This is a genomic window from Sphingobium sp. TomMM15, assembly GCF_055397045.1.
On the sequence record NZ_AP027314.1, the window covers coordinates 2,022,935 to 2,037,023 of the forward strand.

Here is a 14,089-nt window from a genome sequence, read left to right on the forward strand (position 1 = left end):
CTTATGCTGCCAGAAAGCCGTGCCGGATATTGCGGTGCGATGGAGCCGCTGCTAATCGACGCCATCATGATACAGCCGCCTGAAATTCTTCGAGTCACCAAAGCCCGCGTCTCATGCGACGGGTCAGGCGACATTCCCGCCGCTCTGGGTCACCCGCGCGTGTTCCTGGAGATTGACGAACATGGCTATGTCGATTGCGGTTATTGCGACAAGCGCTTCGTCCTGATTGGCGGTCCTGCGGATACGCCGGAAGTTGCGGGCCTGCCTGACATTTCGTCCGGCGCGAGCCTCTAAAGAAGCGCCCTTCGAATTTGATTGGGCTTGGGCTGTGTCGCTCCTATATCGGGCGGCATGACTGACATCGCTTCCCAGTTCACCGATGCGCGCGGCCTTCTCTACCGGCCGGGCTTGCTTGATCCCGATGGCGCGCAGCGGCTGACGGCGCAGGCGCTCACCAATTGTGATGATGGCGAGCTCTATCTGCAATATCGCGCCAGCGAGAGTTTCGGGTTCGACGATGGAAGGCTGAAAACAGCCGATTATTCGACCGATGCGGGCTTTGGCCTGCGCGGCGTATCGGGCGAGATGACGGGCTTTGCCCATGCCAACGATATCAGCGAAGCAGCGATTCGCCGGGCGGCCGAAACGCTGACCTTGTTGGACCCGGCCAAGGGCCAGCCCGCTCCGCCGCCGCAGCGGACCAACCGGCATCTTTATACAGACGCCAACCCTCTGGACATCGTCCCGTTCGCCGAAAAGGTGACGCTGTGCGCTGCCATTGATGCGGCGGCGCGAGCTCGTGATCCCCGCGTCGCGCAGGTTTCGGTCAGTCTGGCCGGGAGCTGGTCGGTTGTGGAAATCGTCCGTGCCGATGGCTTTACCGCTACCGACGTCCGGCCGCTGGTGCGGCTGAATGTCTCCCTGATTCTTGAAGAAAATGGCCGCCGCGAAACCGGCAGCTTCGGTATTGGCGGACGCTATCTCTACGATCAGGTGATGGATTCCGCGATATGGAACCGGGCCATCGACGAGGCACTGGCACAAGCGAGAGTGAACATGCGATCCGTCGCTGCGCCTGCGGGCGAAATGACGGTGCTGCTGGGGCCGGGCTGGCCGGGCGTACTGGTGCATGAGGCGATCGGCCATGGCCTTGAGGGTGATTTCAACCGTAAGGGCACCAGCGCCTTTTCCGGCCGGATCGGCGAGCGCGTTGCCGCTCCCGGCGTCACGGTGGTGGATGACGGATCGATCCTCAGCCGCCGTGGATCGCTCTCGATCGATGACGAAGGCACGCCCACACGAGAGAATGTCCTTATCGAGGATGGCATCCTAAAAGGCTATATGCAGGATCGCCTGAACGCCCGACTTATGGGCGTGGAGCCCACGGGCAACGGGCGTCGCGAAAGCTACGCCCATGCGCCGATGCCGCGCATGACCAACACGTTCATCAAAGGCGGCCATGATGATCCGGAGGAATTGCTGTCCCGTATGGGTTCCGGCATCTTCGCCAAGAGTTTTGGCGGAGGCCAGGTCGACATCGTCTCAGGCAAATTCGTCTTTTCCTGCACCGAGGCCTACAAGGTCGAGAATGGAAAGCTGGGCGACCCAATCAAGGGTGCGACGCTGATAGGGGACGGGCCAACGGCGCTAACCAAGGTGATCGGCATCGGCAATGACTGGGCTCTGGATGAAGGCATCGGCATGTGCGGCAAGGGTGGACAGAGCGTTCCAGCGGGCGTCGGGCAGCCGACCCTGCTGATCGAAGGGCTGACGGTCGGCGGCACGGCGACCTGATATCTTGGCGCCGTGGGCTGCGGAACCTGTGGCCCACTGCTTCTTTTTCCTTCTATGAACATGCTTACGGACAGCCATGACGCCGTGACCGCCGATTGGGCGGCTGCCCTTCTGGACTTCTGGTTCAATCAGGTTGGGGAAGAGGGCTGGTGGAAGCATGATCCAAAGCTGGACCGACGGTGCGCGGCGCGCTTTTTTCAGCTGTGGGAAGAAAAGCGGACCTTAGTTGCCGAAACATTCCTTGATCGGGCTGATGACGCATTGGCGGCAGTCCTGCTATTCGATCAGTTACCGCGTAATATGTTCCGCGGCACCGCCGAGGCTTTTAAAACTGACGAACTCGCTCGAACCGTCGCGCGCGGCGCAATTGCCCATGGCTATGACATCCAGATTGGCGGCGCGGGCCGTAGGTTTTTCTACATGCCGTTCCAGCATAGTGAGGATATCGAAGATCAAAAGCTGTCGCTGAGCCTGTTCGAGGCAGCAGGCGATGCGCCGTCCTTGGAATATGCCCGTCAGCATCATGACATGATCGCCCGTTTCGGCCGGTTCCCGCATCGAAATGCTGCGGTCGGGCGGCCGACTTTGCCCGAGGAAAAAGACGCCGTCCGTATGACGGCCAACTGGTAGGGAAAAGCTGCCCAATTTTTGGGCAGTGCAGGCAGACTGCCCATTTTTTTGGCGGGCGATGCTTAAGGCCAATCTAAAAACCCCACTTTTGAACGGCGCTGACCAATTGGCACGCCTCTTGCTGTAATGTCGTCGCACACCATTAACAGGGGGCGACATGAAACTTGTCATGGCTATCATCAAGCCGTTCAAGCTTGACGATGTCCGCGAGGCACTCTCCTCGCTAGGCATCGCCGGCATGACGGTGAGCGAGGTGAAAGGCTTCGGCCGCCAGAAGGGGCAAACCGAAATCTACCGGGGCGCCGAATATTCCACGAACATGGTTCCGAAAATCAAGATCGAGGTCGTCTGTGATGATGATCTCGCACCGCGCGTAGTCGAAGCGGTCCAGACGGCTGCCAATTCCGGCGCGATCGGCGATGGCAAGATCTTCGTTCTTGATGTCGGTCAGGCCGTGCGCATCCGCACCGGCGAGACCGGCGAAACCGCGCTGTAAGAAGGGGGGAATAATGACCTTTTCCAAGAAATTCTGCGGCGTGATGGGGGCGGCTGCGCTGACCCTTCTCGCAGCCGCACCGGCGCTTGCCGCGCCGATAAAGGCGCCAGACGCCGCTGCAATGGCCAGCATGGTTAACAAGGGTGACGTCGCCTGGATGCTGATCTCGGCCGCGCTGGTCCTGATGATGTCGATTCCGGGCCTTGCCCTGTTCTATGGCGGCCTGGTCCGCACCAAGAACATGCTGAGCATCCTCATGCAGGTGTTCACGATTGTTTCAGTGGCTGGTCTGGTCTGGACCTGCTGGGGCTATTCCATCGCCTTCACCTCGGGTGGCGACAATCATTTCTTCGGCGGTCTTTCCAAGGCGTTCCTGATGGGCGTCGATGGCACGACATCGGCCGCGACGTTCAGCAACAACGTCTATCTGCCCGAATTCGTGTTCGTCGTCTTCCAGATGACCTTCGCCATGATCACCCCGGCGCTGATCGTCGGTGCGTTCGCGGAGCGCGTGAAATTCTCCTCGCTGATCGTGTTCGTCGTGCTGTGGCTGACCTTCATCTACTTCCCGATGGCGCACATGGTGTGGTATTGGGCTGGCCCGGACTTCCTGGCTGATGCTCCGACCGACTATGGCATGCTCTGGGGCTGGGGCGCGCTCGACTTCGCGGGCGGCACCGTGGTCCACATCAACGCGGGTATCGCGGGCCTCGTCGGCGCCATCATGATCGGCAAGCGCGTCGGCTTCCCCAAGGAGCCCATGCCGCCGCACTCGCTGACCATGACCATGATCGGTGCCAGCCTGCTGTGGGTCGGCTGGTTCGGCTTCAACGCCGGCTCCAACCTGGAAGCCAATGCCGTCACTGGCGTCGCCTTCATCAACACCATGGTCGCCACCTGCGCGGCAGCGGTCAGCTGGTCGCTGGTTGAACAGGTCCACCACGGCAAGGCTTCGTTGCTCGGCGCAGTCACGGGTGCTGTCGCTGGCCTCGTCGCCATCACCCCGGCGGCTGGTTTTGCGGCTCCTATGACCTCCATCGTGCTCGGCTTCGCCGTCTCCCCGATCTGCTACCTCTTCGTGGCATTCGTGAAGGGCAAGGTCGGCTATGACGACAGCTTGGACGTGTTCGGCGTGCACTGCATCGGCGGCATCGTCGGCGCGATCGCAACCGGCATCGTCGCAGCTCCGTCGCTCGGCGGCCAGGGCGTGTTCGACTACACCGTCTTCCCGGCAGCCTTCCATCCGGAAGCCTACAGCATCCCGGGCCAGGTCTGGATCCAGATCAAGGCGGTCGTGTTCACCCTGCTCTTCTCGGGCATCGGCAGCGCGATCCTCTACTTCATCATCGACAAGACCATGGGTCTGCGTCCGAGCCGCGATGCCGAGATGGAAGGCCTGGACCTCGCGAGCCACGGCGAGCGCGCCTACAACTACTAAGACTTCGGCAGGGCGGGCCGGAAAGAACGGCCCGCCCGCCACACGATGTTCCTCCTGCGAACACGCCTCGGGACCGGTACGAAAGTATCGGTCCTTTTTTTGATGTCAGGCCCTTGGTCGGGTCCAGAGATGTGCCGGTCGGGGCACCGATAAAGACCAGCGGCGGGACCGGGCCACGATCTGCAACCCGGCCCGGAACACCCAGCCCAGCTTTTCACTCTTCGGCGTCACCACGCGATCGTCCCAGGCATGACCGCCCCGCCGATCCACTTCCCGAGCGATATCGCCATAAATGCCCGCTGCGGCCAGAACCGCCCAGGCGGAGCGGCTCGGCAAGGCGCCCGTGCCATGCCGGGCGCTCGCCTCAAAATCCGCGGCCAGCCCGGCGAGACGGCGCGCCAATATCACTAGCTGCGGACGGAAGCCTGGCTCCATATGCCTGCCGCAAGGAATGTGCATCTCCGCCAGCCATTGCTGGGGCAGGTAACAGCGTCCCGCCGCCTGATCCTCACCGATGTCGCGCGCAATGTTGGCGAGCTGAAACGCCAGTCCCAAGTCGCAGGCCCGGTCAAGCGTAGACTCATCCGCCGGATCAACCCCCATCAGCACCGCCATCATGCAGCCGACCGCGCCAGCAACATGATAACAATAGCGCAGCATGTCCGCTTCGCTCTGAGGCCGCCAATCTTCAGCATCGAGCGCGAAGCCTTCGATCAGGTCATGCGCATAGCGGGCCGGGATGGCGCATTCGCGCATCACTAGGCCAAAGCCATCGAAGGCGGGATCGCCCGTCGGCTCGCCGCGCAGGGCGGCATCGGTCAGCGCCCTCATACTGGCAAGGCGCGCCTGCCCATCGGCCACGCCTCTCATTACGCCACCATGATCCTGCCCGTCGGCGATATCGTCGCACTTGCGGCACCATGCATAGAGAAGCCAAGCACGCTCACGGGTTTGCCGGTCGAACAGCTTCGATGCCAAGGCGAAGGATTTGGAGCCCCGGGCGATACTTTCGCGGGCATGGGCGACGAGGGCGGTGCGATCGAGAATGGTCACATTGCGGCCATGCCCCGCGCCGATGGTCGCCGCAAGGGTGGCACGAATTACAGCCTGTCGGCCTTCATCGAAAAGATTGGCTCGTGCGCCTCATAGGCTGCCATTTTATCAAGCAGCGCCTCGATCGAGTCGGCATGGACCAGGATGTCGGCATGTTGCGGGCGGATGAAGCCGGTGTCGATCATATGCCGGTTGAAGGCGATGAGCTGGTCATAGAAGCCAGATGCATTCAGCAGGCCAACCGGCTTGGCATGATAGCCAAGTTGCGCCCAGCTGATCGCCTCCCATAACTCATCCATGGTGCCAACGCCGCCGGGCAGCGTGATGAAGCCGTCAGACAAATCGGTGAAGCATGCCTTGCGCTGATGCATGGTCTGGACGACGTGAAGCTCGGTGCAGCCCTGATGCGCGACCTCCGCCCGTACCAAGGCTTCCGGAATGACGCCGATCACCTCGCCCCCGGCCTCGAGCGCGGCATCGGCAACCGCGCCCATTAAACCCAGCCGCCCGCCACCATAGACGACCCCAATGCCGCGCCCAGCAAGCGTGCGGCCAACTTGGCGAGCGGATTCTATATAGACCGGATCAGCAGGCAAAGCCGATCCGCAATAGACCGCTAGCCGCTTCACAGCAGGTCTTCGAGCATCAGCGCGGCGGTCGCCTTGGCGCTACCGACGACGCCAGGGATGCCCGCCCCCGGATGAGTACCAGCACCAGTGAGATAGAGGTTCGGGATCACGTCATCGCGGTTATGGGCGCGGAACCAGGCGCTTTGCGTCAACAGCGGTTCAAGGCTGAAAGCGCTGCCCAAATGCGCGGACAGGTCGCTCTGGAAATCGGGCGGCGCATAGTGAAATTGCGTGACGATGCGAGAGCGGATGTCGGGGATCAATCGGTGTTCGATCTCGTCAAGAATGCGCTCAGCATAAACGGGGCCAAACTGCTTCCAGTCGATCGGCAGCTTGCCCATGTGGGGCACGGGCGCAAGAGCGTAGAAAGTCGAATGACCGTCGGGCGCCATCGACGGATCGGTGACGGTCGGGTGGTGCAGGTAGAGCGAGAAATCCTGCGGCAGCACGCCGTGGTCATAGATGTCGGTCAGTAACCCTTCATAGCGGGGACCGAATAGGATCATATGGTGCGGGATGCCGGGCCAGCTGCCCTTGATACCGAAATGCAGCACGAAAAGGCTGGGCGACCAGCGCTTTCTCGCCAAGCTCTCGGCCTGCTTCTGCCCCCTTGGATGATGGCCGAGGAGGTCCCGATAGCTATGCATGAGGTCGCCGTTCGTGGCGACCGCATCGGCCTCCCCCCGCCATCCCGACGCGGTTAAAACCGCAACCGCGCGGTCGCCATGGGTCTCGATACGCACGACGGGGTCGGCGAGGCGCAGCGTACCGCCGAGCCGCTCGAAATGCGTCGCCATGCCCTGGACCAGGCGGTTCGTGCCGCCCTTGGCGAACCAGACGCCGCCATCCTTTTCCAGCTTGTGGATCAGCGCATAGATCGCGCTGGTCTGCATCGGATTGCCGCCAACCAGAAGCGTGTGGAAGGACAGCGCCTGACGCAGCCTTTCGTCCTTCACATAGGAAGAAACGATCGAATAAACCGAACGCCATGCCTGATGCTTCGCCAGCGCTGGCGCGGCGCGGATCATGGAGGCGAAGTCGAGGAAAGCCACCGAGCCGAGCTTGCGATAGCCTTCCTCATACACGCCTTCAGCATAGTCGAGAAAGCGCTGATACCCCGCAACATCCTGCGGGTTCAGCTTTGCGATTTGCGCCCGCAGGCTGTTTTCGTCGTTGGAATAATCGAAGTTCGTGCCGTCGCGCCAGTTCAGCCGGTAAAAGGGAGTGACCGGCACAAGGCTGACATCCTCCGCCATGTCATGGCCGGACAGGCGCCAGAGCTCTGCAAGGCAATCTGGATCGGTGATGACGGTCGGGCCTGCGTCGAAGACGAAGCCGTCCTTCTCCCACATATAGGCGCGCCCGCCCGGACGGTCCCGTGCTTCCACCAGCGTGGTGTCGATGCCCGCCGATTGCAGGCGAATGGCAAGAGCGAGGCCACCAAAGCCCGCCCCTATTACTATCGCTTTGCGGTTCATCAGGCGGAGGGGGTCAACAATGCGCGCATGGCGCTCCTTATGGGCACCGGCGGGCGTCCACACAAGATGCGGATGCGATCGGCCCAAGTTGATCGGCCCGCGTAGAAGCGACCGACCAGATGGGGATTGAGGCGATAGAAGCGCTCGAAGATGCGCCATCGCTGGTCCGGCCGGGCAGCGCGGAAGAGCATCTTGCCGAGCAGCCGGTAATAGCCGCCGGCGCGCCAATGCGCCGCAGCGCGGGCGCGGGTGGTGGCGGCAAGATCTTCGATCGGCTGGTCGGCGAGCCACAGCGCGGTGGCCACGGCGTCGGGAAGTGAATAGCCGGTCATCGGGTGGAACAATGCGGCGCGTACCCCGGCGCGGGCGATGTCGTCCTCCGCTGGCCAGAAGCGATCGAAGTTGCCGCCATGGACTACGGGAAGAACGCCGCTTTCCTGATGGATGAGCTCGTCGACCTGCCAACCTCGATCTTTGGCATAGTCGGCAATTCGGCTGGTGAGCGCCGGGACATCGAGCGCAGGATCGTCGCTGTAATAGGTGTCCTCGACGAAGATGGTGCGATCATCGAAGGGGAGCAGATAGACGAAGCGGTAGCCGTCAATCTGCGCGACGGTTGCGTCCATGATCACCGGGCGTTGCAGGCCGTGTGGGTGGTTGAGGCGAAGGACCTGACCGACGAACTTTTGCCAGCCGCACTCCAGCGCCGACATATCGCCGCCGCCGCGAGCATCGAGGACGGCGCGGGCCTGGATATGGCGGCCGCTGGCAAGGGTGACGCTGGTCGGCGTGATGTGGGTGACGTCGGCGTTGAGCAGGACGCGATCGCCAAGGAGTTGGCTGGCGTGGGCGTCGAGTTGGGCGGAGGCGATACTGTTATAGGCGGTGGGGAGGCGACGCTGATAGGCGGGGAAGCGGACCTCATGGCCTTGGGGCCAGCGATGGGTGATGAGCGGATCGACCAGCCAGCGATCGGCGGGGCGGACATCGCCGTCGAAGAAGGACCAGAGATGGTTGCCGCCCAGCGATTGGCCGCGTTCGATCAGGAGCAGGTCGACGTCGGGGCGGAGTCGGGCGAAGGCGAGCGCGGTCAGAGTGCCGGAAAGGCCGCCGCCCAGAATCGCTAGGTCGCAGTCGAACGTCTTGGCCATGAGTCCTGTTAGGGAGGGTGAATTAATGAAGCAATTGGCGAAAAGAACGGGGTTTGACGAAAATGGCCGTATAGGATAGGGGGGTATCCTATGCATGTGATCGAGAACAAGGAAAAGCTGCTGGCGCGGGTGCGGCGCATCGCGGGGCAGGTCGGCGCGATCGAGCGGCAGCTAGGCGGAGATGCGGGCTGTTCGGAGACGTTGCAGCTGGTCGCTTCGGTGCGCGGTGCGGTCGGCAGTCTGATGGAGGAGCTGATCGAGCAGCATATGCGCGACCATGTCGCCCGCCCCGGCCTGACCGATGAAGAGCGGCAAACGGCGGCGGAAGAAATGTTGGAGCTGATCCGGCGGTACGGGAAATGACGATGCACGGCCACTCCCACCCTCATGACGCGCCGCAGGCCCAAAGCGGGGCGCTGCCCCCCTTCCCCACCAATGGGGATGAGGAGGAAAGCCATTATTTCGACCATATTTACCTGAGCGCGGGCCATGACCAGAATGCCCGGCGGACGATGTGGGTCGTGTGGCTGACGGCAGCGACGATGGTGGTCGAGATCGTCTTTGGCTGGATCACCGGGTCGATGGCCCTGCTGGCCGATGGGTTCCACATGGCGACCCATGCGGGCGCGCTGGCGGTGGCGGCGGCGGCCTATGGCTATGCCCGGCGCCATGCCCGCAATCCGCGCTTCACCTTTGGCACGGGGAAGGTCGGCGACCTTTCGGGCTTTGCATCCGCCCTGTTGCTGGGTGTCACTGCCCTGTTCATCCTGGTCGAATCGGTGCTGCGCTTCTTCGAGCCTGTATCGGTGAAGTTTGGCGAAGCTACATTGGTCGCGGTCGTCGGCCTTGCCATCAACCTGATCAGCGCGTTGCTGCTGGGGCATGACCATAGCCATGATCATCATGGGCATGATCATGAGCATGCGGGGGGCCATGGGACGGATCACGATCATGGGCACGATCACAAGCATGGGCATGCCGACAATAATCTGCGCGCCGCCTATGTGCATGTGCTGACGGACGCGTTGACATCGGTGCTGGCGATCGTGGCGTTGCTCGCTGGGCGTTACATGGGCTGGTGGTGGCTGGACCCGGCAGTGGGCATATTGGGCGCGGTGGTGATCGCGCGCTGGGCCTGGGGGTTGATGAAGGACACCTCGGCCATCCTGCTCGACACCGCCGAACCGGCGTTGATGAAGCGGATCAAGGCGCTCGTGGAGGCAGAGGGCGCGATCATCCATGACCTGCATGTCTGGCGGATCGGGCCGCACGCCCATGCCGCGATCATCAGCCTGGCGCCGGGCGGCGATGTTGCCGCCGTGCGGCAGCGGGTGCGCGCGCTACCAAGGATGGAGCATGTCACGGTCGAGTGCGGCTGAACGCAGGTCCATTCAGGCTGAACGGAAATGTCTTTGCGAACAATGGCCTGTTGTGAACGGCAAGTGAGGGGCATGTTCAGGAAGCACTCATCAGCGGCCTAGCATATGGGTCCGATAAGGATCAGTGGAGGCCTGTCATGTTGACCAAGTTCATCATTTCCCTTTCCGTCGCCAGTGCGGCGATCGCGGGCGCTGCCGCATCGCCCGCCTTTGCGCAGAGCAGCTATCGCTATAGCGAACGCTATGATGGGGACGACGGCAGCTATTATCGCAGCGAAACCTATCAGCGAGACGATCGGGATTATGATCGCGGCTATCGCGACTATGACCGACGGCCGGTGGAATATCGGGAGTATCGCGAGGACCATTATCGTGAGGCGCCCCGCCGCTATCGGGCGCGGGGCTATGACGATGGCTGTTCGTCCGGGACGACTGGCGCGGTGGTCGGCGGTGTATTGGGCGGCTTGCTGGGTCGGGAAATCGGCCGTGGCGGACGGTGGAACCGGCCGAGCACGACTGGCCTGATCTTGGGCGCTGGCGCGGGCGCGCTGGCGGGCCGCGAGGTTGAACGCGGGGATTGCCGGTAAGATGAGCGGGCGGCGTGTCGCGGGAGTGATGCGCCGCTTTTTTATTGGGTGCGCTGGCGCTAATGTTCGGCTGTGGGGCCTGAGATCCCAGCGGTCGCTGGGATGACGGCTCAATAGACGTCGGTGGTTCGCTGTCATGTAAGCGAAAGATATTTGTCACTGAACTGTCACTGAAAAATCATAATTCGCCCCTCGATCGAAACAGGGGAAATTTTCGTGACAGGTTCCAAGATGAAAAGCATGGCTCTGGCCGTGAGCCTGCTGGCGTTGATGCCGGAAGTGGCGCAGGCGCAGAGCAACGAGGCGTTGCAGCGCCAGATTGACGAGTTGAAGGCGCAGGTTCAGGCGCTGACGAATGCGCTTGCTGCCAACAAGGGCAGTGAAGTCGCCAGCGCGAGCGCGTCGGCCACGCCTGCTCCGGTCACGGGCTCGGCGACCGCCCCTGCGGTTCTTGCCGCTGCGCCCGCGCAGCCGGTCGTGACTCAGGCATCGGTGCCGGAAAAGAAGTCGAAGGCCTGGTATGAGCGGCTGTCGCTGCGCGGCTATACCCAGATGCGCTATAATGCGTTTCTGTCGGGCGACGACACCGCACCGGCAGGCCAGTCGCGCCTGCGGTCGGTGCATGACAGCGGAATTTCCGACAAGAGCAGCTTCTCGCTCCGCCGGACGCGCCTTGTCGTTCAGGGTGACATCTCCGATCGCGTGTCGCTCTACCTTCAGTCCGATTTCTCCGCTGCCGTAAACAATCAGGCTGGTAGTGAGCGGCGGGAAGGCTTTGTACAGCTGCGCGACGCCTATGCCGACGTCTTCCTGGACAAGGCCAAGACATTCCGCGTGCGCCTGGGCCAGTCCAAGGTGCCCTATGGCTGGGAGAATATGCAGTCGTCCTCCAATCGCCTGACGCTGGACCGCAGCGACGCGATCAACAGCGCGGTGCCGGGCGAGCGTGATCTGGGCATCGTCGGCTATTACACGCCGCCTTCTGTCCAGAAGATCTGGGACCGGCTGGGGCATGACGGGCAAAAGCTGTTCGGCAATTATGGCGCGTTCGGTCTGGGCGTCTTCAATGGTCAGGGCATCAACAAGACCGAGCAGAATCGCGGGCTGATGAAGGTGGCCTTTGCAACCTGGCCGTTCGAACTGGATGGTCTGGGCGGCATGTTTGAGGATCAGGTGTTCGAAATCGGCGGGTCGGCGATGATGAACGACTACCAGCCGGAAGTACGCAACGGATCGGCGGTCGCGATCAGTGAACAGTCCTATGACGAAAAGCGCGTCGGCATTCACGCGATGCTCTATCCCCAGCCCTTCGGCATTCAGGCGGAATGGAATTGGGGCAAGGGGCCGGAGTTCGACCGCGCCAGCCAGTCGATCGAGACGAAGAAGCTGAACGGTGGCTATGTCCAGATGATGTATCGCCTGCCCACGGATTCGATCGGCGTGCTGGTGCCTTATGGCCGCTGGCAGCATTATCGTGGCGGGTGGAAGGCTTCCACCAATGCGCCTCGCCTGGAAACGGACGAGTTTGAATTGGGGCTGGAATGGCAGCCGTGGAAGGCGCTGGAGATCACGCTGGCCTATGCGCGGATGAAGCGGGCCGAAGCGGACGAGCGGCGGACGGGTCGGGCGACGGGAGACCTGATCCGTACGCAGGTGCAGTGGAATTACTGATTGGTGGCGGGCAAGCGGTCAGGCTTCGCCGATCGCCTGTCCCGCTGCCCAGCCGCTCGCCCATGCCCATTGGAAATTATAGCCGCCTAGCCAGCCGGTGACATCGACCGCTTCGCCAATCGCGTAGAGGCCGGGGACGCGGCGGGCCTCCATGGTGCGGGAGGAGAGTTCGGCGGTGGAGATGCCGCCGACCGTGACTTCCGCCTTGGCAAAACCTTCGGTGCCATTGGGGGCGAAGGACCAGGCGGCAAGGCGGCGCTGTGCCTCTTCCAGCTTGCGGTCGGCTATGTTGCCAAGATCGCCGGGCAGCGCGAGGCGATCGGCCAAGGCGTCGGCGAGGCGGTCGGGGAGTTGCGTGCGCAGCAGCGCGGTCAGCGACGTGCGCGGCTTGCTACGCTTGGCTTCGGTCAGCCAATTGGCGGGCATGTCGGGCAGGAAGTCGAGGCTGACTTCGCTGCCATGACGCCAATAGGAGGAGATTTGCAGGATGGCCGGGCCGGACAGGCCACGGTGGGTCAGCAGCGCGGCTTCGCGGAAGGCCGTCTTACCATGGCGGGCGATCACGGGCGTCGAGACGCCGGAAAGTTCGCGGAACAGCATGTCTTCGCCGCCGAGGGTGAGCGGAACGAGCGCGGGGCGCGGCTCCACCACCTTGAGGCCGAACTGGCGGGCGAGGTCATAGGCAAAGCCGGTAGCGCCCATTTGCGGGATGGAGGGGCCACCTGTGGCGATCACCAGCGCGGGGGCCTGTGCTATCTTGCCGCCATGGGTCACGCTGTATCGGCCATCGGCGTGGGTGATCGCGCCGACAGGGTGGCCGAGGCGGATGGTGACGCCCCCTGCTTCGCACTCGGCGAGCAGCATGGCGACAATCTGGCGCGCGGACTGATCGCAGAAGAGTTGACCCAACGTCTTTTCATGCCAGGCGATGCCGTGGCGATCGACCAGCGCGACGAAATCCGCCGCCGTATAGCGGCCGAGCGCGGACTTGGCGAAATGGGGATTGGCCGAGAGGTAACGATCCGGCGCGGTGTAGATGTTGGTGAAGTTGCAGCGGCCGCCACCCGAGATCAGGATCTTCTTGCCCGGCTGATCGGCGTGATCGAGGACGAGGACGCGTTTGCCGCGCTGCCCGGCCGCCGCTGCGCACATGAGGCCCGCTCCGCCAGCGCCGAGGACGATGGCGTCAAATTGATCGGCTGGGGTGGACAAGATCAGCCTGCGGAGAGCGCGTCCATGATCTGGCGGATGGGGGTCAGGTCATAGCCTGCGGCTTCCGCCTTTTCGCTGAGCGCTGCGGGGTGTTCACCGGCGCGGGCGCGGGTCAATGCCCAGAGGAGCGTGCTGCGGGTGCCGGAGCGGCAATAGGCGAGGACCTTGCCTTCGCCTGCTTGGCCCAGTGCTGCGGCCATTCCGTCCAGCTGCCAGGGGGCAAAGCCGCCATGGGCGACAGGGACGGCGGCATAGGCGAGTCCGGCGGCTTTTGCGGCGGCTTCGATTTCCGCGCCGTTGGTCTGGCCCGGTTCCTCATCATCGGGGCGGTTGTTGATGATGACGGTCACGCCCAGCGCCTTGGCTTCCTCGACCTGATCGACGCTGATCTGGGGGGAGACGTAGAGGTTGGGGGTGATCTGACGGAACATGGGGCGGGACTCCTTCTGCCGCGAGCCATGCGCTTGTGGGGGGCGGGATTCAAGTGGGGTTTTTGGTGGGCAGAGGGGGCATCTGCCCTCCCCCTCTCCAAGTCCGCCTAGCTGCTTGCAGCAGCAAGGCTCCCTATCCT

Annotated in this window: 15 protein-coding genes; 9 read left to right on the plus strand and 6 right to left on the minus strand. The window is 62.9% G+C overall.

The window, feature by feature from the left end; genetic code table 11:
• Positions 1 to 66 precede the first annotated feature (66 nt).
• The 5 genes from ACZ51H_RS10080 to ACZ51H_RS10100 all read left to right on the plus strand — a co-directional run bounded on the left by ACZ51H_RS10080 (position 67) and on the right by ACZ51H_RS10100 (position 4,358).
• The gene (locus ACZ51H_RS10080; protein WP_460988125.1) at positions 67 to 294 is read left to right on the plus strand and encodes a zinc-finger domain-containing protein; all 228 of its coding nucleotides are present in this window, start codon (positions 67 to 69) and stop codon (positions 292 to 294) included.
• A 57-nt stretch (positions 295 to 351) separates the two neighbouring features.
• A complete protein-coding gene (gene tldD, locus ACZ51H_RS10085) occupies positions 352 to 1,794 on the plus strand; it encodes a metalloprotease TldD (RefSeq protein WP_464801735.1) in 1,443 nt (480 codons plus the stop codon).
• Between the two features lie 54 nt (positions 1,795 to 1,848).
• Positions 1,849 to 2,424, plus strand: coding sequence for a DUF924 family protein (locus ACZ51H_RS10090; protein ID WP_464801736.1), 576 nt, complete (start codon positions 1,849 to 1,851; stop codon positions 2,422 to 2,424).
• Between the two features lie 157 nt (positions 2,425 to 2,581).
• Positions 2,582 to 2,920 (plus strand): P-II family nitrogen regulator, encoded by a 339-nt coding sequence (locus ACZ51H_RS10095; RefSeq protein WP_097092464.1) that lies wholly within the window; start codon positions 2,582 to 2,584, stop codon positions 2,918 to 2,920.
• Between the two features lie 13 nt (positions 2,921 to 2,933).
• Entirely contained in the window at positions 2,934 to 4,358 is a 1,425-nt protein-coding gene (locus ACZ51H_RS10100) for an ammonium transporter (protein ID WP_464801737.1), read from the plus strand.
• Positions 4,359 to 4,463: 105 nt separating this feature from the next.
• Here the strand turns inward: ACZ51H_RS10100 and ACZ51H_RS10105 are convergent, their stop codons facing one another.
• From ACZ51H_RS10105 to crtY, 4 genes are all read right to left on the minus strand, one after another.
• Complete coding sequence (locus tag ACZ51H_RS10105) at positions 4,464 to 5,363, minus strand: phytoene/squalene synthase family protein (RefSeq protein ID WP_464802883.1); 900 nt, start codon at positions 5,361 to 5,363, stop codon at positions 4,464 to 4,466.
• Positions 5,364 to 5,458: 95 nt separating this feature from the next.
• Positions 5,459 to 6,040: an LOG family protein gene (locus ACZ51H_RS10110; protein ID WP_460986883.1), complete on the minus strand. Its 582-nt coding sequence runs from the start codon at positions 6,038 to 6,040 to the stop codon at positions 5,459 to 5,461.
• Positions 6,037 to 7,518, minus strand: a complete 1,482-nt coding sequence (locus ACZ51H_RS10115; RefSeq protein ID WP_464801738.1) for a phytoene desaturase — start codon at positions 7,516 to 7,518, stop codon at positions 6,037 to 6,039. Before ACZ51H_RS10115 ends, ACZ51H_RS10110 begins: the two co-directional genes overlap by 4 nt.
• Positions 7,518 to 8,669, minus strand: a complete 1,152-nt coding sequence (gene crtY, locus ACZ51H_RS10120; RefSeq protein ID WP_464801739.1) for a lycopene beta-cyclase CrtY — start codon at positions 8,667 to 8,669, stop codon at positions 7,518 to 7,520. The genes ACZ51H_RS10115 and crtY overlap by 1 nt, the downstream gene beginning before the upstream one ends.
• 90 nt (positions 8,670 to 8,759) lie before the next feature.
• On the opposite strand from crtY, the gene ACZ51H_RS10125 reads away from it, so the two are divergent.
• From ACZ51H_RS10125 to ACZ51H_RS10140, 4 genes are all read left to right on the plus strand, one after another.
• A complete protein-coding gene (locus ACZ51H_RS10125; RefSeq protein ID WP_460986886.1) occupies positions 8,760 to 9,032 on the plus strand; it encodes a metal/formaldehyde-sensitive transcriptional repressor in 273 nt (90 codons plus the stop codon).
• Positions 9,029 to 10,048, plus strand: coding sequence for a CDF family Co(II)/Ni(II) efflux transporter DmeF (gene dmeF, locus ACZ51H_RS10130; RefSeq protein WP_464801740.1), 1,020 nt, complete (start codon positions 9,029 to 9,031; stop codon positions 10,046 to 10,048). The genes ACZ51H_RS10125 and dmeF overlap by 4 nt, the downstream gene beginning before the upstream one ends.
• 137 nt (positions 10,049 to 10,185) lie before the next feature.
• Entirely contained in the window at positions 10,186 to 10,635 is a 450-nt protein-coding gene (locus ACZ51H_RS10135) for a glycine zipper 2TM domain-containing protein (protein WP_464771400.1), read from the plus strand.
• A 240-nt stretch (positions 10,636 to 10,875) separates the two neighbouring features.
• Complete coding sequence (locus ACZ51H_RS10140) at positions 10,876 to 12,306, plus strand: porin (RefSeq protein WP_464801741.1); 1,431 nt, start codon at positions 10,876 to 10,878, stop codon at positions 12,304 to 12,306.
• An 18-nt stretch (positions 12,307 to 12,324) separates the two neighbouring features.
• Here the strand turns inward: ACZ51H_RS10140 and ACZ51H_RS10145 are convergent, their stop codons facing one another.
• Complete coding sequence (locus ACZ51H_RS10145; RefSeq protein WP_464802884.1) at positions 12,325 to 13,458, minus strand: BaiN/RdsA family NAD(P)/FAD-dependent oxidoreductase; 1,134 nt, start codon at positions 13,456 to 13,458, stop codon at positions 12,325 to 12,327.
• Between the two features lie 62 nt (positions 13,459 to 13,520).
• Positions 13,521 to 13,949: a protein tyrosine phosphatase family protein gene (locus ACZ51H_RS10150; RefSeq protein WP_464778303.1), complete on the minus strand. Its 429-nt coding sequence runs from the start codon at positions 13,947 to 13,949 to the stop codon at positions 13,521 to 13,523.
• Positions 13,950 to 14,089 lie beyond the last annotated feature (140 nt).